Origin of the sequence: Bradyrhizobium sp. HKCCYLRH3061, from assembly GCF_051168015.1 — a bacterium.
Taxonomy (GTDB): Bacteria; Pseudomonadota; Alphaproteobacteria; order Rhizobiales; family Xanthobacteraceae; genus Bradyrhizobium.
Genome location: NZ_JBNPUE010000007.1, coordinates 186,176 through 210,258, shown reverse-complemented (window position 1 = coordinate 210,258; position 24,083 = coordinate 186,176). Strand labels below are relative to the sequence as shown.

Genomic DNA, 24,083 nt, shown 5'->3' with positions numbered 1-24,083 from the left:
AGAAGCGCGCTCTGAAACTCGCTGTCGTCCCGGGCAAGCCCGCTGACGCACAGCGTCAACGGGCGCCGGCCCGGGACCCATACCGCGTGATCTCGCTTGGGGCAGGATGTAAGCTGGCGTCGTGCCTCACATATCCGGCTGTGGTTATGGATCCCTGCGTTCGCGGGGATGACACCGAGGTTAGAGCGACAGCGAGTACTCCCCCCCTCGGCGCTCACCCATATACGAACGCCGGATCATCCAGATCGATCGCCGGAATCTGGTCCTTCTCGCTCCAATAATCCTGGCTGTGCTGCCACTCCGGCTTGTCGCCGCGCTTGGGCAGCAGATGCATGTTGCGCATCATGTAGCCGGGATTGAAGTTTTCCGGGTCGATCCATGGCAGCAGCGGCATGTTGTGATCCTCCGGGCGCAGCGCCGGCACGACCTTGCTCACGCCCTTCTCCTTCATGTGCGCGAGCAGGCGGCACACGAAATCCGCGACCAGATCGGTGCGCAACGTCCAGCTGGCGCGGAAATAGCCGAACACCCAGGCGAGATTCGGCACGCCGGTGAACATCATGCCGCGATAGGTCACGGTGTCGGCGAAGTCGAGCGGCTTGCCGTCGATCGAGAATGCAATGTCGCCGAGCACGCAAAGATCAAAGCCGGTGGCAGTGATGATGATGTCGGCCTTGAGCTCGTCGCCGGACTTCAGCTTGATGCCGCCTTCGGTGAAGCGTTCGATCTCGTCGGTGACGACGGAGGCTTTGCCACTCTTGATGCCCTCGAACAGATCGGCATCCGGCACGAAGGCGATGCGCTGTCGCCACGGCCGATAGCTCGGGGTGAAATGCTTGGCCGCCTGTTCGGGGCCGATGATGGCGCTGATCTGGCCGATCAGCTCCTTCTTGACCTGCTCGGGCTCCGTCAAGCAGCGCTTGGTGAACCAATCCTGCTCGAACAGGATCTTGCGCCTGACGATCTCGTGGATCCACTCCTCCTTGACATCAAGCCGACGCAACTCCTCGGCCAGCTCGATCGCGTTGCGGCCGATGCGGAAGTAGGTCGGCGAGCGCTGCAGCATCGTCACATGCGCGCATTTTCCGGCGATCGACGGCAGGATGGTCGCGGCCGTCGCACCGGAGCCGATGACCACGACCTGCTTGCCGGTGAGATCGAGATCCTCAGGCCAGAGTTGCGGATGCACGATGCGGCCCTTGAATTTCGCCATGTCCGGCCACTCCGGCGTGTAGCCCTTGGAGTGGCGGTAGTAGCCCTGGCACATCCAGAGGAAATTCGTGGTGAAGGTGACGGGCTGCTGATCCCTGCCCTTCACGGCTTGGACCGTCCAGAGATTGGTCGCGCTCGACCAGCTGGCCGACACGATGCGATGGCCGTAGCGGATGTGGCGGCCGAGATCGTTCTCTTCAATCACCTCGCCCATGTAGCTGAGGATTTCTTCCGCGGTCGCGATCGGCGGCCCGACCCACGGCTTGAAGCTGTATCCAAATGTGTGCAGGTCGCTGTCGGAGCGGATGCCGGGATAGCGGTGCGTCCGCCAGGTGCCGCCGAAGCCGTCCTGGCTCTCCAGGATCACGAAGCGCTTGTCGGGCATCTGCCTGGTCAACTGATAGGCGCTGCCGACACCGGAGATGCCGGCGCCGACGATGAGCACGTCGAAATGTTCGGTCGCGTGAGAGGACGCGGCCTCCCGGATGGGCGCGATGACGTTCATGGGAGTCCCTGGGCTTTGGTCTTGATGTTGTTTCCTCGCGTGACAGGCTGAACCCGATCACAGCGACGGTCAACCCATCGCGAAGCGCGGCGTCGTGAACGCTGCGCCTCAATTTCCGCCGAGCGGCATGCCCCACTGCCGCGCGGTCTGCACGACCCAATCGCGATACAACGTGAGCGGCGTGACGCCGGTCATGCCGCCGCAGCCATCGCCGAGATTTGGCCCGGTCGACCATGAGATGACGCCGATCAGCACCTGTCCTTGCGCCTGCGTCTCGAATGCAGGCCCGCCGGAATCCCCGGTGCAGCCACCGAGCCCGGACCGCGCGCCTTGCGTCGCCGGATCGACCAGCCGGATCTGCAACGTGCCCGGCCTGCCTGTGGCCACCAGCGCCGCGCCGCGCACCACGCCCCCGCTCTTGCCGTCGCCGGGGACGGCGACACCGATGCCTGCGACCGTGAATGCGTTGCCGGCGGCAAGCGGCGGCTGCGGCACGCCGAGCGCCACCGGCACGCGCTCCTTCGCTGGCGTCTCCAATTCCAGCAGCGCGACATCGGCGGTGGCGCGATGCGCCAGGATGGCCTGCACGCTGAAGCTGGGATGCACCGCCACCCGCCGGACCGTCTTGAGAACCGGCCTGCGGTCGCGATCGTATTCCACGATGCGGTAATCGAGACCCGGCTGCACGCAATGCCCGGCGGTCAGCACCAGCTTCGGGGCAATCAGCGCGCCGCTGCAGAAATTGCCGCGCGAGCCGACGATCGTGACCACGGCGCGGCCGATGCCATCATTCAGCGCCGGCGCATTGCCGACGATGGCCAGGGCCTGCGACGGCGCCAGCAGAGCGGCGGCTGCAATGATTGCGTGATACGGCTTCATCGCGGCAGCAATAGCGGCTGACGCCGAGGTCGCCAAGTGCGACCGAGGTCGCCAAGTGCGGCATCCCATGCTAGCGATCATCCAGGGATCAAGGAAGGACAGGACTGACATGGTCGAGGCGGTGATCTTCGATTTCGGTGGCGTGCTGACGACATCGCCGTTCGAGGCATTCGCACGGTTCGAGGAGGAGCGCGGCTATCCTGTCGACATCATCCGCAACACCAATGCCGCCAACCATCTCGAGAACGCCTGGGCGAAATTCGAGCGGGCCGAGATCGACCTCGACACTTTCGACCGGCTGTTCGCGGAGGAGTCGCTGGCGCTGGGCGGCGCTGCGGTCAGCGGGCGGGAGGTGCTGCCACTGCTCACCGGCGACCTCCGTCCCGACATGGTCGAGGCGCTCCGCCGCATCAAGGCGGAGTGCAAGACCGGCTGCATCACCAACAATCTGCCGGCGAACGCAATCGGCAGCCAGGGCGGCCGCTCGTTGTACGTCGCGGAGGTGATGGCGCTGTTCGATCACGTGATCGAGTCGGCCAAGATCGGCCTGCGCAAGCCCGATCCCCGGATCTACCAGATGATGACCGAGACGCTCGGCGTCAGCCCCGCGGACTGCGTCTACCTCGACGATCTCGGCATCAACCTGAAGCCGGCGCGCGAGATGGGCATGACGACGATCAAGGTGGTCAGCGCAGCGCAGGCGATCGCCGAGCTGGAAGCCGCGACGGGTCTGAGCCTGCGCTGATCGTCAGCGCGAGGCATCCTTGCGCCGAAGCAATCCGAAGGCTTCGTGGGATTCTGGCTTGCGTCGCTGCCCTCGCAACGGCGCTGATCCTAATCGTTCGTCTGTTTGGCCCGATCCGGAAATGCCGCCGCCAGTGCCGCGCCGTCGGCCCGCAGCACGCCGCGCTCGGTGATCAGCCCGCTCACCAGCCGCGCCGGCGTGACGTCGAAGCCGTAGTTTGCGACCGGCGATCCCGGCGGCACGATGCGCACGGTCTCGATACGGCCGTCGGCGGTGCGGCCGGTCATCTCGGTCACTTCCTGCGCACTGCGCTGCTCGATCGGGATCTGTCGTCCCTCGGCGACCGCGAAATCGATCGTCGGCGACGGCAGCGCGACATAGAACGGCACGCCATTGTCGTGCGCCGCGAGCGCCTTGAGATAGGTGCCGATCTTGTTACAGACATCGCCGTTGGCGGCGACGCGGTCGGTGCCGACAATGGCGAGATCGACCATCCCATGCTGCATGAGATGGCCGCCGGTGTTGTCCGGGATGACGGTGTGCGCCACGCCATGGTGCCCGAGTTCCCAGGCGGTCAGCGACGCGCCCTGATTGCGCGGCCTGGTCTCGTCGACCCACACATGGATCGGAATGCCGCGATCATGCGCGAGATAGATCGGCGCGGTCGCCGTGCCCCAATCGACGGTCGCAAGCCAGCCGGCATTGCAGTGGGTCAGCACGTTCACGATTTCGCCCGGCTTCTTGCGCACCGCGGCCGCCTCGATCAGCGCGAGACCATGCGCGGCGATGCCCTGGTTGATCGTGACGTCCTCGCCGGCAATGTCGACGGCGCGGGAATACGCCGCATCTCGCCGCTCCGACGGCGCCAGCCGGCGCAGCATCGTGCCCATCGTGTCGAGCGCCCATTTCAGGTTGATCGCCGTCGGCCGCGTCGCGATCAACATCTCGTAGGCGCGGTCGATGCCGGGATCGGAGCGGTCGTCGCGCATCGCCAGCGCCATGCCGAAGGCGGCGGTGGCGCCGATTAGCGGCGCGCCGCGAACCAGCATGCCGCGGATCGCATCCGCCGCCTCCTCGCATGTCGTGATCTTCGCCACCACGAACTCGTGCGGCAACCGGCGCTGATCGATCGCGCAGACCGACCAGCCGTCGGAGTCGAGCCAGATGCTGCGATAGTGCCGGCCGTCCACCTTCATGTTCGATCCCCCTTCAACCGCGCAAGATACGGCCTGCGACCGCATCGAGCTTGTTCAGAAGCTCGGGATCGCGCGCCTCCGGCGCCGTGATCAAGGCGGTGTCGAGCGCACGGTCGGAGCCGATCGGGCACGGTTCGTGCTCGCGCGGAAACTCGCGGGCGAGCCGCGCCACCAGTGATTTCGCCTTGTCGGCGTTGGTGGTGAGCACGCGAATGATGTCCTGCACGGTAACGGCGTCGTGATCCGGATGCCAGCAGTCGAAGTCGGTCACCATCGCGACCGTCGCGTAGCAGATCTCGGCCTCGCGAGCGAGCTTCGCCTCCGGCATGTTGGTCATGCCGATCACCGAATAGCCCGACGCCTTGTAGGTTATGCTCTCGGCATAGGTCGAGAATTGCGGTCCCTCCATGCAGACATAGGTGCCGCCGCGCGCGATCGCGATGCCTTCGGCCTCGGCCGCCGCCGCCAGGTGAATGCGCAACCGCGGCGAAACCGGGTGCGCCATCGAGACGTGGGCGACGCATCCCCTGCCGAAAAACGAGCTTTCGCGCTTGTAGGTGCGATCGACGAACTGATCGACCAGCACGAAGGTGCCCGGCGGCAGCTCTTTCTTGAACGAGCCGCAGGCCGACAGCGACACCAGGTCGGTGACGCCAGCGCGCTTCAGCACGTCGATATTGGCGCGGTAATTGATGTCGGACGGGGACAACCGGTGTCCCTTGTCATGGCGCGGCAGGAACACGATCGGCAGCCCCGCGATCGTTCCCCGGCGCAATGGCGCCGACGGCTCGCCCCAGGGGCTCGCGATCACCTCTTCGCGGGCATCTTCCAGTCCCGGCAGATCATAAATGCCCGAGCCGCCGATAATGCCAAGCACAGCCTTCGTCATGACGTCCCCATCTCCAATGGAGACGAGAATGCCAGCTTTGCGACGGATTGAAAACAGCGACGCGGTGAACCGCGGGGCGTGGCAGCGGGTCAGGCGGCCTTGGCTGCCGCCAGCTGACCGCTCACCAGACGCTCCAGCGTGGCGACAGACTGGAAGTTCTCCGGCGTGATCAGCTCCTGCGGAATGGTGAAATCGAACTCCGATTCGAGCGCCAGCATCAGGTTGACCATGTCCATTGACGTCAGCCCGATGTCGACGAGCTTTGCATCCGCCGTCACGTCGGTAGAACTGGCGTTCTGCGCGAGGATATCGCGGACGAGCGCCACGATCCTGTGACTGACATCGACATCGAAACTCGGCATGGGGACCTCTTCACTCGCGGCTTGTTCCGGCACGTCGAATCTGATCGACGCTCGCGCAGGGAGATAACGCAATCCGGCGGCAAAAGAGTTACGCCGCATCCCCGTTCCAGGTCTGAACTCGTCTTAACGCTAACGGCTTGGCCCGAAATTCTCGGACCGAAACAACCAGGAATTAACCCCCACCCGTCGATTGCACAGCGTTTACCCTGAATTTCGTCGACGTATTTGAATCAAATCCATACCCTGCGTGCAGCCCAAAAAAGAAGGCGCAGTGCATCTGTCCTGATCTTGCGAGGACGCACGTGCCGATCTCTCAACGAGACAAAATCCGGAGTATCGATCGGTCATGACTCTCCAGGGAACCGCGCTTCGCAACCCGATCCCCGATGATGGCGAGAGCCTTCTGCTCGATCGCAGCTCCTTGTTCCTGCAGCGGACCGCCGCTGTTGCCGCGCAGGCCGCCGCGGAAGCCGACGAGGTCGACAGTGACGGCCGCTTCCCCAAGGCCGCAATCGATGCGGCACGCGAGCACAAGCTGCTCGGGATGCAGATCCCGGTCGAGTTCGGCGGCTTCGGAGCCTCGATCCACGACATCGCCGACGTCTGCTATGCGCTCGGCCGCGCCTGCGCCTCCAGCGCCATGATCTTCGCCATGCACCAGACCAAGGTCGCCTGCCTTGTGCGTCACGGCCGCGGCAGCGCCTACATGGAATCCCTGATGCGCCGTATCGCATCCGAGCAGCTGCTGATGGCCTCTTCCACCACCGAGGGACAGAACGGCGGCAACATCCGCGCCAGCGCCGCGGCCGTCGGCCACGACGGTAACCGCATCTCGCTGAAGCGCGACGCCACGGTGATCTCCTATGGTGCCGAAGCCGACGGCCTCGTCACCATTGCCCGTCGCGCCGACAGCGCAGCCGCCTCTGATCAGGTGTTGCTGGCGCTGACGACGGACGATTATACGATCTCGCGTACCCTTGGCTGGGAAACGCTGGGCATGCGCGGCACCTGCTCGACAGGATTCGCGCTGGAGGTGAGCTGTCCGTCCGACCGCATGTTCACCGAATCCTATGACCGCATCCACGGCCAGACGATGACGCCGTTCGCGCATCTCTGCTGGTCATCGGCCTGGGCCGGCATTGCTGCGGCCGCGGTGGAGCGCGCCCAGCGCTTCCTGCGCAAGGCCGCTCGCGGCGCCGGCGGACAGATGCCGCCGGCAGCTGCACATTACACCGCGGCTAAGATGGCGCTGGCCCGGCTGCGCGCAATGATCGTCACCAACATGGATGCCTTCGTCGCCCATGAATATGACGAGCGGGCGCTGAGCTCGCTCGACTTCCAATCCTCGATCACGCTGTTGAAGGTGCAGGCCTCGGAGCTTGCCGTTGAGACCGTGATGCATGCGATGCGCGCCTGCGGGCTCTCGGGTTATCGCAACGACGGCGAGTTCTCGATCGGCCGCCACCTGCGCGATGTTCTGTCGGCGCCGATCATGATCAACAACGACCGTATTCTCACGAACATTGCCACGGCCAATTTGATGAGCACGGTACCGGCCTCGCTCCATGAATGACCGCGCCGATCGCAGCCATTGCCTCCACCCAGGATTTGCACAATGACGATCCCCGTTCTCCCGCAGTCGCCCGAGATTGCGCCCCAGCCGGCCGACGCGCTCGATCATCTGACCGACGCCCTGTTCCATCGCATGGGCGCGGATGGCGTCTATGCACGGACCGCGCTGTATGAAGGTGTTGTGGAGCGGCTCACGACGCTCATCACGCGGCATCGTGAGCCCGGCACGGAGGTCATGCGCTTCCCGCCGGTCATGAGCCGGACGCAGCTTGAGAAGTCCGGCTATCTCAAGAGCTTTCCAAATCTGCTCGGCTGCGTCTGTGGCCTGCACGGCACCGAGCGGGACATCCACGAAGCCGTGGCACGTTTCGACAAGGGCGGCGACTGGACCACCTCGTTGTCGCCGGCCGACCTCGTGCTGTCGCCCGCAGCCTGCTATCCGGTGTATCCGATCGCGGCGAGCCGTGGTGCACTGCCGGTCGGCGGCCTACGCTTCGACGTCGCGGCCGATTGCTTCCGCCGCGAGCCGTCGCGGCATCTCGACCGCCTGCAGTCGTTCCGTATGCGCGAATATGTCTGCATCGGCACACCCGACGACGTCTCGGCATTCCGCGACCGTTGGATGGTGAAGGCGCAAACGATCGCCCACGATCTCGGGCTGTCGTTCCGCGTCGATCACGCCAGCGACCCGTTCTTCGGTCGCGTCGGCCAGATGAAGGCGGTCAGCCAGAAGCAGCAGGCGCTGAAATTCGAGCTCCTGGTGCCGTTGCGATCGGAAGAGCAGCCGACCGCCTGCATGAGCTTCAACTATCACCGCGAGCATTTCGGCACGACCTGGGGCATCGACGACGCCGACGGCGCGCCGGCGCACACCGGTTGCGTGGCCTTCGGCATGGACCGCCTCGCGGTCGCGCTGTTCCACACGCACGGCATCGATCCGACGCGCTGGCCGTCGCGCGTGCGCGACGCGCTGCTGGTGGAGCGTCAGCCCGACGTCGTCGGCTGACGTCCTACCGCCATCGTCGGGAGATCGGCAGGCAATCTCATGACCGCGCGCAAGCCGCTGATCCGCTGCCGGGAGATCGGGGAGCCCGATCTCGACGCGGTCGCCGATCTGCTCACGCGAGGATTTCCGCGGCGGTCCCGCGCGTATTGGGCCACGGGCCTGCACCGACAGACCGCGCGTCCGGCGCCCGGAGGCTATCCCCGCTATGGCTATCTGCTGGAGAACGACGGCGCGGCCGTCGGCGTGTTGTTGCTGATCTACAGCAACCGGGGCACACCCGCGCAGCCGCAGATCTGGTGCAACCTGTCGAGCTGGTATGTCGAGCCGTCGTTTCGCAACTATGCGACGATGCTGACCCGGATCGCACAGCGTTTGCCTGAGGTGACCTACATCAACATCAGCGCCGCGCGCCAGACATGGCCGATCATCGAGGCGCAGGGCTTTCGTCCCTATTGTCACGGCTTGTTCTTTTCAGTGCCCGCCATGTCATTTGCCGGCCGCGGCGCGCAAGTGGAGCAGGTCGCCGCTGACGCCCAGGCGCTCGATGGACTTCCGCCCAGCGAGGCCGACCTGCTGATCCGCCACGCACGCTATGGCTGCCTCAGCATCGTGGTCCGGTCGAAGCATGGCCCGATTCCGTTGGTGTTGCAGCAGCTCCGGGTCCGGCAAGGACGGTTCGCATTGCCGGCAATGCAGCTGATCTACTGCCGCGGCACCTCCGACTATGTTGCCTGCGCCGGCGCCGTGGGCCGTTTCCTGCTGCCGCGCGGACGCGTGTCCGTCGTCGTCGACGCCGACGGGCCGATTGCCGGGCTCTACGGCGTCTACACCGAACGCCGCGGCCGCAAATACATCAAGGGACCGGAGCCGGGGCGGCTCGGCGAGCTCAGCGATACCGAACTTCCCGTCTATGGGTCCTGACCTATGCCGCGGCCCTGACCCGGTGGGCATAGTCCCAGTACAGCCTGCGTGCGCGGCTGAAGACGGGACCGATTGGCAGCGTCCGGTCGTCGATGCGGATCACCGGCGCGACCTTGGCGAAGTTGCCCGACGAGAAGATCTCGTCGGCGTTCAGGAAATCGTCATATCGGAGCGTCGTCTCGACCACACTGACACCATCGCCTCGCAGCAATTCGATCACGCGCTGTCGCGTGATCCCGTTGAGGAAGGTTCCGTTCGGCACCGGCGTGAAGACAACGCCGTCCTTGACCATGAACACGTTGGCATTGCCGAACTCCGCGACGTTGCCGAGCAGATCCAGCATCAGGCAGTTGTTGAAGCCGCGCGAGGCCGCTTCGATCAGCGCGCGCGAATTGTTCGGATAGAGGCAGGCCGCCTTGGCGTCGACCGGCGCGCATTCGGCCGTCGGCCTTCGGAACGGCGACAGCGTGATGGCGTTGCCCGTCGGCTGCGGCATCGGCGCCTCATAGATGCACAGGCACCAATTGGTGGTGTCGGGATCGAACAGGACACCGCCGCCGGCGCCATGCTGCGCCCAGTACATCGGGCGGATGTAGAGCTCGGCTCCCGCTCCGAACCGCGCGATCCCTTCCCGCGCCAGCCCCATCCAGGTCTCGACGTCCACCACGGGTTTGAGCCGGAAATTGATCGCGGACTGATTCACACGCGCGCAGTGCCGATCGAGATCGGGCGTCACGCCTTCGAACGCGCGCGCCCCGTCGAACACGGTCGATGCGAGCCAGGTCGCGTGGGTCCGCACGCCCATGATCGGCGCATTGCCCTCGCGCCATTCGCCGTCGAAGAAGGTCCAGGTCTGCGAGTAGCTGACAGGCTTGACGATGTGGGTCATGGCGGCGCTCCCGTTCGGCATCGATCGTTGTCTGCACTTCTGGCTTGAAGATTTTAAGGATTTCCCCGCCGCGGTCTGCCGCTCATGATCGATTCACTGCTGATGGGCACAATGGTCGCTGCCTTGGTTAACTGGAGCTGTCATGCCGCTCGACCCTCGCGCCCAGCGCCTGCTTTCGATGGTAGCTGCCGCTATGCCGGAAAGCCGGCAGCATCCGAGTGTCGGGCAACGCCGGCAGTCGCTGGCCAAGCTGATGCAGTTCGCGCGGAACGACTGCGGCGCCGTCATCACGCGGGATGGCACGTTCGCCGGCCCCTCCGGGCCGCTTCGCTATCGTCTGTATTCGCCGGCAGCAGACCCGGACGATAGCGCGGCGCCTCCCGGTTTCGTATATCTTCACGGCGGCGGCCTCGTGGCGGGCAACATCGACACGCACGACAAGGTCGCCGCCGCGCTTGCCGCCGCCTCCGGCTGCCGGCTGCTCTCGATCGACTATCGCCTCGCGCCCGAGCACCCGTTTCCCGCAGCGGTCGAGGATGCAATCGCTGCCGTTCACTTCGCCATCGATCACGCGGCCGTACTCGGCATCGACGGCAATCGGATGGTGATCGGCGGCGATTCCGCGGGCGCGACGCTCGCCGCCGCGGTTTGTCAGCAGGCCCACGTCCGCGCCGACCTCAGAATCGCGGTGCAGTGCCTGATCTGCCCGGTGCTCGACTTTTTCAATCCCTGGCCGTCGCGCGAGCTGTTCGGGACTGGCTACCTGATCGACAGGGGAACGTGGCAGGCGGACCTCGCCGACTGTCTGGACGGCAAGACCGATGTCGCGCATCCACTGATATCGCCGCTGTGCCGCGAGACGCTGGCCGGGCTTCCGCCCGCCGTGATCCACACCGCAGAGTTCGATCCGATGCGTGACGAGGGCAATGCCTATGCGGCACGGCTTGCGGAGACCGGCGTCACGGTCGCGCATGTCTGTCACGACGGCATGGTCCACAATTTCCACGCGCTCGGTGCGATCCTGCCGCAGGCCAAGGTCGCGCTGGAGCTGGTCGGGCAGCAGATCCGGTCGCTGCTGCGGGTTTCTTCTATGCGCTAATTCGAAGTTCTTCGGCCACATCTCGTTAGGGTTATTTCGTCGTTGTTGTCGCGAATTATTGCCCGCTTTACGCCTGCGCTCCTACAACGGCACCACTCGCGGAATACGAGCAGCTCGCCGCATTGATCGAAGCGAGCGGGGAGATCGCCGATGCGCAACGAGACGATTGCAATCCACGCCGGCTATGAGCCGGAGGCGACCACCAAGGCCGTCGCGGTTCCGATCTATCAGACCGCCGCCTACGCCTTCGACAGCGCCGACCACGGCGCCGCGCTGTTCAATCTCGAAGCCGAGGGCTATCGCTACAGCCGGATCTCCAATCCGACCACGGCGGTGCTCGAGAAGCGCGTCAGCGAGCTCGAGGGCGGCGTCGGCGCGCTCGCCGTCGGCACCGGACAGGCGGCGCTCCACTTTGCATTCGTCAACCTCGCCGATGGCGGCGGCAACATCGTCTCGGTGCCGCAGCTCTACGGCACCACGCACACGCTGCTCGGTCACATCCTGCCGCGTCAGGGCATCACTGGACGCTTTGCCGACAGCGATGCGCCCGACGCCATCGAGCGTCTCATCGACGACAACACCAAGGCGGTGTTCGCGGAGACGATCGGCAACCCCGCCGGCAATGTCTGCGATATCGAGGCGCTGGCGAAGGTCGCGCACCGCAACGGCGTGCCACTGATCGTCGACAACACCGTCGCGACACCGATCCTGCTGCGGCCGTTCGACTACGGCGCCGACATCGCGGTGCATTCGCTGACCAAATTTCTCGGCGGCCATGGCACGACGCTGGGTGGCATGCTGGTCGACAGCGGCAACTTCCCCTGGAAGGATCACGCCGACCGCTTTCCCGCCTTTACCCAGCCCGATGCGTCCTATCACGGGATGGTCTACGCCGATCATTTCGGCCGCAGCGCCTACATCCAGCGCGCGCGCAGCGTCTATCAGCGCACCATGGGCGCGGTGCTGTCGCCGTTCAATGCCTTCCTGCTGCTGCAGGGTATCGAGACGGTCGCGCTGCGCATGGAGCGCCACGTCGAGAATGCGCGCAAGGTCGCCGAATTCCTCCGCAACGATCCGCGCGTGGCATGGGTCAACTACGCGGGCTTCGCCGACAGCCGCTATTACCCGCTGGTCCAGAAATATCTCGACGGTCGCGCGTCGTCGCTGTTCACGTTCGGGATCAACGGCGGCATGGAGGCCGGCAAGGCGTTCTACGACGCCCTGAAGCTGGTCACGCGGCTGGTCAATATCGGCGATGCGAAGTCGCTGGCCTGCCATCCCGCATCGACCACGCATCGGCAGATGCCGCCGGACGACCAGCGCAAGGCGGGCGTCCTTCCCGAGACGATCCGGCTGTCGATCGGCATCGAGCATGTCAGCGACATCATCGAGGATCTCGACCAGGCGCTCGCCCAGGCCTGCCCTCGCCCGCGTCAATTGGATGCGGCGGAGTAGAGCGATCAGCCGATGACCCTGCTGTTCGACCGACATCGCAGGATCGCGAGCCCTGCCCTCGCGCCCGCCGAGTTCGACGACCGGGGCCGGCGCCCGATCGAGCTTTCGATCGGCCTCGTCAACAACATGCCGGACAGCGCCTTGAAGGCGACCGATCTCCAGATCGCCCGCCTGCTGCAACAGTGCGCGCCGCGGCACGTCCGCATCCGCCTGCACTGCTTCTCGCTGCCCTCCATCATGCGCTCGCAGGCGGCGAGGCACCACGTCGCCCAGTCCTACGCCGACATCGGGTCGCTCGACCGGCTCGGCATCGACGGCCTGATCGTGACCGGCGCCGAGCCCGTCGCGGCGGCCTTGCGCGACGAGCCTTATTGGTCGGACCTCACCTCGGTCATCGACTGGGCCAGAACCAACACCCGCTCGACGATCTGGTCCTGTCTCGCGGCCCACGCGGCCGTGCTGCATCTCGACGACATCGAGCGGCAGCGGCTGGCGAGCAAATGCTCCGGCATCTTCGACTGCGTGAAGGTCCAGGACGACTGGCTCACGCACGGCATCCATTTGCCGCTCAAGGTGCCGCACTCCCGCCTCAACGCCGTCAACGAGCCGCTGCTGGCGGAGCGCGGCTACGACATCCTGACCCGCTCGGACGAGGTCGGCGTCGACATCTTCGCGCGCTCGATGCCGAGCCGGTTCGTGTTCTTCCAGGGCCATCCCGAATATGACGCGCTCTCCCTACAGCGCGAATACATGCGCGACATCGCGCGGTTTCTCGCCGGTCAGCGCGACGACTATCCGCGGCTGCCGAAATCCTACTTCAGCGCCGAGAGCGAGGCGGTGCTCATCGCGTTCGAGTGGCGGGCCAAGGAAAGGCGCGACCCGACGCTGGCGGCCGAGCTTCCGGGGTTGACGTTGCGGCCTGACCTCGCCGCCGAAAGCGCTGCACAGACGCTGTTCAGGAACTGGATCGCCCATCTCGGGCAGACCGGCTAACGCCAAAGTCCGCCCGACATCGGATCGATCGCGCATCGGCGCGCCTTCTGTTAGATTGGTGCGACACGCCTCCTCTGCAAGGTTCCGATGGCCCGACGTACCGGCAGCGCCGATCTTCCGCTCCATTCCGGACGCGTGCCGGCCTGGCTCGGCATGCGCATGGCCTCGCTTGGCGCCATCATCACCCAGGCCATCGTGCATCATTACGGCCGCGACGAATTCCTGGCGCGGATGTCGCATCCGTTCTGGTTCCAGTCGTTCGGCGCCGTGATGGGCATGGACTGGCATTCCTCCGGCATCACCACCAGCGTGATCGGCGCGCTGAAGCGCGGACTGAAGCCGCTGTCCGGCGAGCTCGGCATCTACGTCTGCGGCGGCCGCGGCGAACACTCGCGCAAGACGCCCGACGAGCTGCGCCTGCTCAGCGACCGGCTCGGCCTCGACGGCGAGGAGCTGGTGCGGACCAGCAAGCTGGTCGCCAAGGTTGACAGCGCCGCGGTGCAGGACGGCTTCGACCTCTATCTGCACGGCTTCTTCGTCACTGCGGACGGCAAATGGACCGTGGTGCAGCAGGGCATGAACGGCGGCACCCGCCAGGCCCGGCGCTACCATTGGCACTCGCGCGAGCTTGCGAGCTTCGTCGACGCGCCGCACAGCGCCATCGATGGTCCCGTCCAGGGCGAGATCGTCAACCTCACCGACAAGCGCGCCGCGCCGTCGCGCAACGCCCAGCTCGAACTGCTCGCCGAGCTTGGCCCCGACCGCGTCGTCACCGAGTTCGAACGGCTGAGCACGCCGGAGCCGGCGCAGGGCGTCCTGCCGCATCTGGTCATGCCTGCGCATCACGACGTCAGGCCGAAGGACGTGTTCGCCCGCCGACTGCACGGCACGCTCGCGGCCGCAGCCGAGCGCGGTCCGGTCGACTTTCCCGACCTGCTGCTGACGCCGGGCGTCGGCGCCCGCACCGTGCGCTCGCTCGCCATGGTCGCCGAGGTCGTGCACGGCGCGCCCTATCGATTCAGCGATCCGGCGCGGTTCTCGCTGGCGCATGGCGGCAAGGACCGGCATCCCTATCCGGTGCCGATCAAGGTCTATGACGAGACCATCCGCGTGCTCAAATCCGCCGTCGGCAACGCCAGGCTCGGCCGCGACGAGGCGCTGTCGGCGCTGAAGCGGCTCGACGACCAGGCGCGCCGGCTTGAGCGCAGCGCGACCGGCCCCTCGCTCGACGCCTTCATCGCGACCGAGCGCGCCGCCTCGCCCGAGCTCGACGGCCGCTCGGTGTTCGGCTGGGAGCGCGACCTCATCCAGCGCACCGGCGAGGCGTAGCGGCATGCCGGCGCGCAGCGCGGGCGTGCTCGCGTTTCGCAGGACCGCCGACGGATTGGAAGTACTGCTGGTGCATCCCGGCGGACCGTTCTGGCGCAACAAGGATGCGGGCGCCTGGTCGATCCCGAAGGGCGAGTTCGGCGCCGACGAGGCGGCCGAGGCGGTGGCGCGGCGCGAATTCGCCGAGGAGCTTGGCACCGCGCTGACGGTGCCGCTCGTCCCGCTCGGCGAGATCAAGCAGCGCGGCGGCAAGGTGGTCGAGGCATTCGCCGCCGAGACCGATCTCGATGCCGCCGGCATCACCAGCAACGCATTCGAGCTCGAATGGCCGCCGCGCAGCGGCCGTATCCAGCGTTTTCCCGAGGTCGACCGCGCCGCCTGGTTCGACCTCGCCGAGGCGAGGGTCCGGATCAATCCGGCCCAGGCTGCACTGCTCGACCGTCTCGTGGCGATCGGCGGAGGGTGAGCTGTCACCCTCCGCCGCCGGCGTCACGCCGCGCGGACGTTGCCGAGGAATCGTCCGGTCTGGGTCTTGAGCTGATCCGACTGACTGCCGAGCTGGGAGGCTGCGCTCAGCACCTGCGCCGCCGCGGCGCCGACCTGGCCGGATGCCTCGCGCACGCCGACGATGTGCTGCATGACCCCCTGGGTGCCCTGCGCCGCCTGCTGCACGCTGCGGGCGATTTCCTTCGTCGCCGCGCCCTGCTCCTCAACCGCGGCCGCGATCGCGTCGGTGATCTCGTTCATCTGGCCGATGGTCGCGCCGATCTCGCGGATGGCGTTGACGGTGGAGCCGGTGGCGTCGCGGATGGCTTCGATCTGGCTGGTGATCTCCTCGGTCGCCTTGGCGGTCTGCGCCGACAGCGCCTTGACCTCGTTGGCGACCACCGCGAAGCCCTTGCCGGCCTCGCCGGCACGCGCCGATTCGATGGTGGCGTTCAGCGCCAGCAGGTTGGTCTGGCCGGCGATGGTCTGGATCAGCGCCATGACCTCGCCGATCTTCTGCGACGCGTGGACCAGCCGGTCGACCATCGCCTCCGTCCGCGTCGCCTGCCCGACCGCGTTCTGGGCGATCGACGACGACTGCGTGACCTGCTTGGCGATCTCCTGGATCGATGACGACAGTTGCTCGGCGGAGGCCGACACCGTCTGCACGTTCCTGGCGGTCTGCTCGGCGGCCGCGGCCACCTTCGCGCTCTGGTCGGTGGTGCCGGAGACGATGCTCGACATCGACTGTGCCGAGGTCTGCAGCTCGCCGGCGGCGGTCGCGGTGGTCTGGATCACGCCGCCGATCGAGCGCTCGAACTCGTCGGCGATCCGCACCAGCACCGTACGGCGCTCCTCGGCGGCCTGCTGCTTGGACTGCTCCTGCTCGGCCCGGAGCCGCTCGCTCTCAGCGAGATGCTCCTTGAAGATCTGCAGGCTGCGCGCCATGCGGCCGATCTCGTTCCGGCGGTCGGTGAACGGCACCTCGAAGCTCAGATTGCCCTTGCTCAGCTCGTCCATCACGGCGCAGGTGCGGTCGAGCGGAACGACGACGCTGCGTCCGAGCCAGAAGGCGACGATCGCGGCGACCAGCAGACCAGCAAGCGCGCCGAAGCCGGCCCACATCGCGCGCTGATAGACGACCGCATCGACGTCGTCGACATACACGCCGGCCTGGATCGCCAGCATCTTGTCGCCGCTGCCATAGGCGCCGACATAGGACATCTTCGGCAGCTCGGTCGTGCCCCCGGCACGCGGCACCTTGTACTCGACGAATCCACCGCCGGCGCGGGCCATGCGGACGATGTCCTGGATCAGGAGCTTGCCGGTGGAATCCTTGAAGTCCCAGCGGTTGACGTTGATGTATTTCGGGTTGGCGTGGACGTAGGTCACGCCCGCATCCGACGATCCGGTTCCGTAGACGCCGAGATAGTCGTTGTATTGGCCCCAGCGCATGGCGCCGATCGCGGCGTAAGCCTGCTGCCGCGCCTGCTCCGGCGCCATCTTGCCGGCTGTCGCAGCGGCGTCATAATAGCTCAGCACCTTGACGGCGGACTCGACGAGGTTGCGGACCATGGTCTGCCGCTCCTCGAGAACGGTTCCGCGCAGCATCAGGATCTGCATGGCGGAGACGGCGAACAGTGCGATCGACATCACGGCGATGATCGCCGCGAGACGCTGATAGACAGTCAGGTGTCGCATTTTCTGGTTCTCGTTGCGTGGACTGTATGCACGATACCAACCGTACATTAATGGTTTGCTATCCGTGCCGCCCGAACCCCGGCGAACTAATTAGTTTTTGGACAAATCATCCACTCACGCGAACTCAGGCCAGAGAACAACCAATCCGACCTGGGGTGGCGATCGTTCGAATTAACATGCGATAATCAAAGGTATCGTCCAAGGGGACGGCCGGTTCCCTGCCAGTTCTGATGGATCAGGTGTCGAGTTCCCACGGAGTTTCGTCGTCGCGACGCGTCGGGCGCCCGAGCTTTGTGCAGCGAAGCCCTCACGTCATCGAGGGCGCAGGGAAGACCAGGCATCGGCTGATTCCTGCGGCCCCCGTGCGGAAAGGAATGCACGGGGCAGGAACCACAGGTTCAGCCGGGTTTGCCCGGCCTTCCCTGCGCAATGGTGTTACGGCTGCTTCGCACTCTCCCCGGGGACCGGCGTTCTTGCCCCCGTTTGCGACGACGCGCCAAAGGCGCCACGCAGGCATCAGCGTCGGGATGCCAGGACCATGCGACTTGACCGTCCGTGCCGGCGCCGCTCGTCAGTCGGCGCCCGCCCGTCCATCACATCCCACCCCAACGCTCCTGACGATGCGCAGCGCCCCTCGTCGATGAGGCAGGACAGCGATAGAGAAGCATGAATTCCGATAAAACGAAATATCAAAATTTGTGCAGGTCGGCGCGACCGAACCGATGTCATTGAAGCAATCGGCGAAATTCGTGTTTCGACGCAGGACGGATGCGGGCCGTCCCCGCGCCCTGGCGCTCCCGGCGACCCCATGTCCGGCCCGACGGGCGACTCAGTCGAACGCCTCAGGACGAGACCGTCGCGCGCATCGGACGGCGCTGCCGCAGCAGCAGCAGGATGACCACGGCCGCGCATGAGCAGGCCAAGCTCAACGCCAGCGGCGCGTTGCTGCCGTAGCGGGTCAAAAGCTCGACGAGGATGGGCGCCGACACCGCCGATAGCAGGTTGAGCGGCAGTCCGATCTGGGCGGACGCCTTGGCGAACGCCGCCTTGTCGTAGAACACCAGCGGCATGGTCGCCCGCGCCACGGCGAGCGCGCCACTGCCGAGGCCGTAGATCAGGATGAAGCCGCCGATCGCCGCGTGTGAGCCGTCGCTCAGCATCAGCAGCAGCATCGCCACCGGCAGCGCCAGGCCGGCGACGATCGCGGTGGTGATGCCGTCCCAGCGGCCGCCGCCGAGAAAATCGATGGCGCGGGCGCTGATCTGGATCACGCCCAGCATCGAGCCGAACCCGACCGCCTCGGCCGCCGAGAGGCCTTCGGCCTTCAGCAGTTCGATCAGAACCGCTCCCATCCCGAACGCGACGAAGGCGTTGAGGCCGGAGGCGCCGACCAGCAGATAGAACGTGCCGCGCGACGGTGGCGATGCGGGAGCCGGCGTCGCCGCATCCGATGCCGGCGGCAGATGATCGCGGACGCGCCGCGGCAGCAGGAACACGAACAGCGGCAGCGAGATCAAGAGCAGCAGGCCGGCATAGACGAGACAGGTGCTGCGCCAGCCGATATGTGCCGAGAGCGCCGAGGTGACCGGCCAGAAGATGCTGCTCGACAGGCCCGTGACCAGCATCAGCGCCCCGATGGCGCTGCGCGCACGCAGGCCGGCGATCTCGTTGAGCACGATGTAGGAGGCGGTCGAGAGCGTGGCGCTGCCGGCGATGCCGAGCAGCAGCCACGCCGCATAATAGGTCAGCGGCCCCTGCGCGGTCGACAGCAGCGCATAGCCGGGTGCGGCCAGCACCGTGCCAGCGATCATGACGCGTCGGCCGCCCTGCTTCACGAACGGCCGCGCCAGCAGCGGCGAGCACAGCCCCATCGACATGTACAGCACGGTCGTGCTGGCGAAGATCGCCGTGAGGTCCATCTCCAGATCCGCCGCCATGGCCCGGCCGATCACCGCCGGCAGGCTGAGCGTGCCCCAGGCGATGAGCTGCGTGACGGCGAGGACGATCAGGACGCGCAGGAGGGAGGGATCGGCAATGACGGGGGGCATGTCCGGGGATTAGGGCGTTGCAAGGAGAGGGCGCCGGGACGCGCCACGAGGATGGTTTTAGAGCATTCGCGTCCCACGAGCCCCGCTGTTTCGGAATTGCGCCCCACCATGGATGAGGGTTCTCAGTCTATGTGCCAGCCATGGCGTGCGCCGGTCGTCGCCCGCGGAGCAGCAACAGTATGAGCAGGGCAGCGGAGGGAGGGGGGCGGTACGTGCTTGAAATTGGAGGAACAACCCTATGCTCTTAGACATGCAGCGGGCGAAACGTTGCGGCACGAAGACGAGGAGCGGCAAGCCTTGTCGTTCGCCCGCAATGGCAAACGGCAAGTGTCGGATGCACGGCAGACCGTCGCCCGGAGCACCTAAGGGCATTCAATTCGTATTTAAGCACGGCCGGTTCGCGGCCGCGACGATCCAATTTCGTCGGGATATCTCTGCTATGGTCAAATCGGCGCGCGCCGCTTGCAAGGCGGTCAAATAGATACCGAAAAGTCCGAGGCATGACGGACGAGCAGCTTTACGCGATCGCGCCAGGCGGATTGCCCGACAGCATCTGCGAGCCGGCGCTGGCCGCTCCGGTCCGACTCCCGGCGTGAGCACGCGCATGGTTTCGCTTTCGGTGAGCAGCCCACGCGCGTCGCGTTCAATTCCAAGCACACTTTCCCCTTAGCTGCTCCCGGGGGGAGGAATTCAGATTGGTGCCGCCCCTTTTTGGCAGGCAAGCCGGCCGAAGCGCATGGTTCTGAGACCTCTTTACCGCCTCCTAAAACTGCCATCGCAAAAATCGACGTCCGTTCAAAGAATTACGCAGTCGACGCTCCGCCCTGCGCGGGCACTTTCAGCGGGCCGCGATTTCCACAGCCATGAGAACCTAACGTCCTAGCGGCCGTTCACCTTACGTGCTTTATCAACGTTTAATGTGTAAAGTCGTGACATGGCCAAAAGCGACATCCTAGTCTCTCTCGTTCGCGCTGGCGCGGCTGGCGACAAAAGCATGCTGCGCTCGACAGTTGAGGCGCTCATGGCCGATGAGCGCGCCAAGAGCCATCATTTGCTTGCTGATCGGCTTGAAAAAGCCTTGCAAGCGGTAGCCGTCACTCCGCCCAGCTTGGTGACTTCAAATCGCGCACAACAGACCCCTGGCCGCGATACAATATTGGAGCTTGCTCCGCGCGTTCGCTTAGAGGAGCTTGTGCTTCCGCTACCTGCCCGCGCCGAGGGTCTTCAGTTGGTGGAAGAACATGCGCGCGCCGACGTTCTTCGTGCTCATGGCTATGAGCCGCGCCATCGGGTGTTACTCTCCGGGCCGCCGGGAAACGGCAAAACGTCCTTCGCTGAGGCAATCGCGGAAGCGTTAGCTCTCCCATTTTTCGTGGTGCGCTATGATGCGTTGGTGGGCAGCTACCTAGGCGAGACCAACGCGAGGCTTCGAGCACTGTTTGACTATGCTCGCACCCAGTCATGCGTTCTCTTCTTTGATGAGTTTGATGCGATCGGAAAGGAGCGGGGCGACGATCACGAAACCGGCGAAATCAAGCGGGTTGTATCGTTTCTACTCATGCAGATTGATCAACTTCCAAGTTACGTACTAACCATCGCCGCCACTAATCACGCCGAGTTGCTTGACAGAGCGGTATGGCGTAGATTTCAACTCAAGATCGCATTTCCAGCGCCCAAGACGCAGGAAGTCGCCTCTTTTATGAATACAATCATGGAGCAATGGCCTCAACGCCCCACCAAGACAGCCCTCGACATTGCAACCGAATTGAATGCTAGTTCCTACGCCGAGGCGCGTGATTTTTGCCAGAACATTAGGCGGCGCCAAATCCTAGGCTTGGGTGACATCACAATTGACACTGCGGTTGCACACGAGCTGGAGCTGTGGGTTGCGCGCGTAAAGCCTGAGAACATCTATGGCGATCGATCCATCGAAGCCACTACTGCGCCTCGAACCAAGCGCCCCAGTCGATCGAAGCCCCGGAAGTCCACGTAATCCGGGTAGGCCGAAGCCATTTTCCGTAGCGTCGCAGAGAGCATCGTTCGACCCACAATTTCGTCGATTGGAAACGGCACTTAATCGTGATCCGACGGGATTGACTTTAAGAGCCGATCCGTCGGCCCTCGCACCTGAGCGGTTACTCGTCTTCGAGCTTCGCGGCGCCATCACCACTTTTGCAAACGCAATCCGGAAAGTTCCTGGACTTGAGCTAATCGACGAAGAAGAACTAGAAAGCGATGACCAAGACAAGTCTCCCGAGGCTTATCTTCTAGTTCCTGATGCCGAGGCGTTAAGCAATATCTTGTCCTTGTGGCGCCGCTGGATCGCGGGTCAGGGATTGGGTACGGGATTTACGCCCTGGCGTGATGTCTTCGCGACACTTCGAGATCTACGCGTCTGGGGTCCGCAGGATCGCGTTCAAGAAGGCGACCGGGAAATATTAGCCGACGAGATATATGACTTAACGGACACCGATGAAGTTGCATTGGAGATTGAGCTAGTATTTAGAGCCTCAGAGGCGATCGCCCTAACCGCAGAACAAGACGTCGCAGCTAGTATAAGTTCGGCAGGCGGCAGCATAGTCTCTAGATGTAGGATCGCAGATATCGCCTACCACGCACTTCTAGCCAAGCTGCCGGTGGTCGCCGTCCGGAGCATCATAGATCGTTTACCCGAAGGCATTAGCGGCCTTGATCCGGTAATGCATATTCGCCCGCAAAGCATTGCCACGAGCATCGACGTCAACGAAGCCTCGCTCGTAGCGGAAAGCGCGCCCAGCGCTCCGACAGAAAAACCCCCTATTGTTGCGCTTCTCGACGGTGTTCCCGTTTCCGCGCATCCGCTTCTCCGCGGCCGATTAGACGTAGATGATCTGTTTGGCCTTGAGCCTAACGCGTTAGTAGCGGAACGAACACACGGGACGGCCATGGCGTCGTTGATATTGCACGGCGACCGCAATCTGACGGAGCCGGTGATTGGGCGACGCATACACTGTCTTCCTGTCTTAGGATCAAGCGATCAATTTCCCCCGGATAGACTGATTGTTGACCTTATCTATCAAGCGGTATTCGCCATGCGCGAAGGCGAGGACGCGACTGCACCAAATGTCATAATAGTCAACTTATCCTTAGGAAATGCCCGAAAGCCCTTTCACGGCAAGCAATCACCTTGGGCTCGACTTCTCGATCGATTGTCATACCGCTATGGCATTCTGTTCGTAGTGAGCGCGGGCAACTACATTTCGCCGTTTGAAATTGCGTCGATCGCAACTTTACGAGATTTTGAGAATGCGTCACCAGCCGATCGCGCTGAACAGACCCTCGGCGCTCTATCGCGTTTGATTACTTCACGCCGATTGCTCTCTCCCTCTGAGACCGTAAACGGCGTAACGGTCGGCGCGGCGAACATCGACGCAGTCCAAGAAGCTGAGCGACGCGGGGCCAGGGGTAGAGTCGACCCCTTTTTCCCGCTTCAAATGGCAAACCCCTCTAGCGCGTTAGGCCCGGGATTTGCGAACAGCGTTAAGCCCGACATCCTGATGCCAGGATCGCGTGAGCACCTTTCGATGGTTAGCAGTGGTACGACGCTGACAGTAAAGCCCAGCGGCGCCGGTAGGCCGCATGGACTTAAAGTCGCCGCTCCCCCGCGGGAAGGCGGTACAAGTTGGGAGCACTACACGGGAGGAACAAGTGCGGCGGCAGCATTGACGTCGCGACTAGCTCACCGCATCCATGACGCGCTAGAGGATGTCTACGGCGAGGCGTTTTTGGTCCTGCCACATCATCAGCGAGCAGCGCTCATAAAAGCACTGCTCGTTCACACCGCCATCTGGCCCGCGGATAGCGCAAGTCTCATAAAGCAGGTTCTCGGTCCACCCGAAAATCGACAGAGTGTGAGACAGAAGGACAACATTCGGCGCTTTCTCGGTTACGGGTTGGTCGATGCGGATGCTGCGATTTACTGCGCCGAGGATCGAGCAACTTTTTGGGCCGTTGGAACGCTAGGGCAAGAGAAAAAGTGCACCATAGAAGTTCCCCTTCCCGGGTGCCTAAGCGGGCAAGCACGCCTGCATTCTCTGCACACAACGCTTGCGTGGTTTACGCCAGTCCTGCCCGGAAGGCAGTCGTACCGCTCCGTCAAGCTCTCCCTGATGGTCCCGGACGATCTAAGCGGTTTCCGGGCGGACGTATCGAAAACTCAACCTGATGCAAATCAGAGTAGCCGCGGGACCGTTTTTTCGCGCCGCTGGGAGGGTCAACGCGCCCCAACTGTTGGACCCAATGGCGCTCTCCAAGTTTCCATCCAACGCGAACCAGACCGGGGAGCGAAAGCCGATGAAAACGTACCCTTCGGCCTCGCCGTGTCGATCGCGATGCCCGGCGTTGTTCAACTTTACGATCAGGCCCGCGCTCGTGTCGGCCTCCAAGTCCGGCCTCCTGTACGCCTTTAAAATGGTCGGCGGTCCGATAGCCGGGGCGAACCGGGGCGATATTCTAGCCAATCCTAATGCATGATTTGGGGGCCGAATTGGGGATTGGCAGCGTTCATGGCCAGAAATTTGGTGGTTTGACAAAAACTTAGCAGGAGCAGCTGGCGGAGAGAGTGACCGCCACACCTGTTGATCTATGATATTGATTTTATTGACTTAATTATCAATATTCAAAGTCACGGTACCCGTCTTTATACCCGGAGGACGAGGCGTCGGCTGCATCGGTCCTGCAGCGACGCCCGGCTTGATGCAACTAGATTTGTCAATGAACTGTCAATCGCCGTGGGGTCCGGACGCCGATCGGCGAGC

At 64.4% G+C, this 24,083-nt stretch carries 20 protein-coding genes; 12 read left to right on the top strand and 8 right to left on the bottom strand.

The window, feature by feature from the left end:
* Positions 1-214 precede the first annotated feature (214 nt).
* Both ACQR2C_RS14645 and ACQR2C_RS14640 read right to left on the bottom strand, forming a co-directional pair.
* Positions 215-1,717, bottom strand: coding sequence for a flavin-containing monooxygenase (locus ACQR2C_RS14645; protein ID WP_315801688.1), 1,503 nt, complete (start codon positions 1,715-1,717; stop codon positions 215-217).
* A gap of 108 nt (positions 1,718-1,825) precedes the next feature.
* The gene (locus ACQR2C_RS14640) at positions 1,826-2,596 is read right to left on the bottom strand and encodes a S1 family peptidase (protein WP_434881461.1); all 771 of its coding nucleotides are present in this window, start codon (positions 2,594-2,596) and stop codon (positions 1,826-1,828) included.
* A 109-nt stretch (positions 2,597-2,705) separates the two neighbouring features.
* Here ACQR2C_RS14640 and ACQR2C_RS14635 point away from each other — a divergent pair, with 109 nt between their 5' ends.
* Entirely contained in the window at positions 2,706-3,341 is a 636-nt protein-coding gene (locus ACQR2C_RS14635) for an HAD-IA family hydrolase (RefSeq protein WP_434881460.1), read from the top strand.
* An 89-nt stretch (positions 3,342-3,430) separates the two neighbouring features.
* Here the strand turns inward: ACQR2C_RS14635 and mtnA are convergent, their stop codons facing one another.
* From mtnA to ACQR2C_RS14620, 3 genes are all read right to left on the bottom strand, one after another.
* Complete coding sequence (mtnA, locus tag ACQR2C_RS14630; RefSeq protein WP_434881459.1) at positions 3,431-4,537, bottom strand: S-methyl-5-thioribose-1-phosphate isomerase; 1,107 nt, start codon at positions 4,535-4,537, stop codon at positions 3,431-3,433.
* A gap of 13 nt (positions 4,538-4,550) precedes the next feature.
* Positions 4,551-5,426 (bottom strand): S-methyl-5'-thioadenosine phosphorylase, encoded by an 876-nt coding sequence (locus tag ACQR2C_RS14625; protein WP_434874059.1) that lies wholly within the window; start codon positions 5,424-5,426, stop codon positions 4,551-4,553.
* 89 nt (positions 5,427-5,515) lie between these two features.
* Positions 5,516-5,788: a phosphopantetheine-binding protein gene (locus ACQR2C_RS14620; protein WP_315801779.1), complete on the bottom strand. Its 273-nt coding sequence runs from the start codon at positions 5,786-5,788 to the stop codon at positions 5,516-5,518.
* Positions 5,789-6,134: 346 nt separating this feature from the next.
* Here ACQR2C_RS14620 and ACQR2C_RS14615 point away from each other — a divergent pair, with 346 nt between their 5' ends.
* From ACQR2C_RS14615 to ACQR2C_RS14605, 3 genes are read left to right on the top strand one after another with little or no spacing between them, the layout of a single operon-like run.
* Positions 6,135-7,361, top strand: a complete 1,227-nt coding sequence (locus ACQR2C_RS14615; protein ID WP_315801692.1) for an acyl-CoA dehydrogenase family protein — start codon at positions 6,135-6,137, stop codon at positions 7,359-7,361.
* Positions 7,362-7,403: 42 nt separating this feature from the next.
* Positions 7,404-8,366 (top strand): amino acid--[acyl-carrier-protein] ligase, encoded by a 963-nt coding sequence (locus tag ACQR2C_RS14610; protein WP_316179339.1) that lies wholly within the window; start codon positions 7,404-7,406, stop codon positions 8,364-8,366.
* A gap of 39 nt (positions 8,367-8,405) precedes the next feature.
* Positions 8,406-9,287 (top strand): acyl-CoA acyltransferase, encoded by an 882-nt coding sequence (locus ACQR2C_RS14605; RefSeq protein ID WP_434874060.1) that lies wholly within the window; start codon positions 8,406-8,408, stop codon positions 9,285-9,287.
* Position 9,288: 1 nt separating this feature from the next.
* On the opposite strand, the gene ACQR2C_RS14600 is transcribed toward ACQR2C_RS14605, so the two are convergent.
* On the bottom strand, positions 9,289-10,176 hold the full coding sequence (locus tag ACQR2C_RS14600) for a branched-chain amino acid aminotransferase (RefSeq protein ID WP_316179334.1): 888 nt from the start codon (positions 10,174-10,176) through the stop codon (positions 9,289-9,291).
* 142 nt (positions 10,177-10,318) lie between these two features.
* Here ACQR2C_RS14600 and ACQR2C_RS14595 point away from each other — a divergent pair, with 142 nt between their 5' ends.
* The 5 genes from ACQR2C_RS14595 (at position 10,319) to ACQR2C_RS14575 (ending at position 15,518) form a co-directional block, all read left to right on the top strand.
* Positions 10,319-11,275 carry an alpha/beta hydrolase gene (locus ACQR2C_RS14595; protein WP_315801696.1) on the top strand — a complete coding sequence of 319 codons (957 nt, stop codon included), beginning with the start codon at positions 10,319-10,321 and terminating at the stop codon, positions 11,273-11,275.
* Between the two features lie 150 nt (positions 11,276-11,425).
* The gene (locus ACQR2C_RS14590) at positions 11,426-12,730 is read left to right on the top strand and encodes an O-acetylhomoserine aminocarboxypropyltransferase/cysteine synthase family protein (protein WP_315801697.1); all 1,305 of its coding nucleotides are present in this window, start codon (positions 11,426-11,428) and stop codon (positions 12,728-12,730) included.
* A gap of 12 nt (positions 12,731-12,742) precedes the next feature.
* Positions 12,743-13,723: a homoserine O-succinyltransferase MetA gene (gene metA / locus ACQR2C_RS14585; protein ID WP_434881458.1), complete on the top strand. Its 981-nt coding sequence runs from the start codon at positions 12,743-12,745 to the stop codon at positions 13,721-13,723.
* Between the two features lie 87 nt (positions 13,724-13,810).
* A complete protein-coding gene (locus tag ACQR2C_RS14580; protein ID WP_434881457.1) occupies positions 13,811-15,052 on the top strand; it encodes a DUF763 domain-containing protein in 1,242 nt (413 codons plus the stop codon).
* Positions 15,053-15,056: 4 nt separating this feature from the next.
* On the top strand, positions 15,057-15,518 hold the full coding sequence (locus ACQR2C_RS14575; RefSeq protein WP_316179326.1) for an NUDIX domain-containing protein: 462 nt from the start codon (positions 15,057-15,059) through the stop codon (positions 15,516-15,518).
* A gap of 23 nt (positions 15,519-15,541) precedes the next feature.
* On the opposite strand, the gene ACQR2C_RS14570 is transcribed toward ACQR2C_RS14575, so the two are convergent.
* Both ACQR2C_RS14570 and ACQR2C_RS14565 read right to left on the bottom strand, forming a co-directional pair.
* Positions 15,542-17,239, bottom strand: a complete 1,698-nt coding sequence (locus ACQR2C_RS14570; protein ID WP_434881456.1) for a methyl-accepting chemotaxis protein — start codon at positions 17,237-17,239, stop codon at positions 15,542-15,544.
* Positions 17,240-18,081: 842 nt separating this feature from the next.
* Positions 18,082-19,287, bottom strand: coding sequence for an MFS transporter (locus tag ACQR2C_RS14565; RefSeq protein WP_434881455.1), 1,206 nt, complete (start codon positions 19,285-19,287; stop codon positions 18,082-18,084).
* A gap of 238 nt (positions 19,288-19,525) precedes the next feature.
* Here ACQR2C_RS14565 and ACQR2C_RS14560 point away from each other — a divergent pair, with 238 nt between their 5' ends.
* The 3 genes from ACQR2C_RS14560 to ACQR2C_RS14550 all read left to right on the top strand — a co-directional run bounded on the left by ACQR2C_RS14560 (position 19,526) and on the right by ACQR2C_RS14550 (position 23,735).
* Complete coding sequence (locus ACQR2C_RS14560) at positions 19,526-19,768, top strand: HGGxSTG domain-containing protein (protein ID WP_434881454.1); 243 nt, start codon at positions 19,526-19,528, stop codon at positions 19,766-19,768.
* 453 nt (positions 19,769-20,221) lie between these two features.
* Positions 20,222-21,280 carry an AAA family ATPase gene (locus tag ACQR2C_RS14555; RefSeq protein ID WP_434881453.1) on the top strand — a complete coding sequence of 353 codons (1,059 nt, stop codon included), beginning with the start codon at positions 20,222-20,224 and terminating at the stop codon, positions 21,278-21,280.
* 67 nt (positions 21,281-21,347) lie between these two features.
* Positions 21,348-23,735, top strand: a complete 2,388-nt coding sequence (locus ACQR2C_RS14550; RefSeq protein WP_434881452.1) for a S8 family peptidase — start codon at positions 21,348-21,350, stop codon at positions 23,733-23,735.
* The last annotated feature ends 348 nt before the right edge of the window (positions 23,736-24,083 follow it).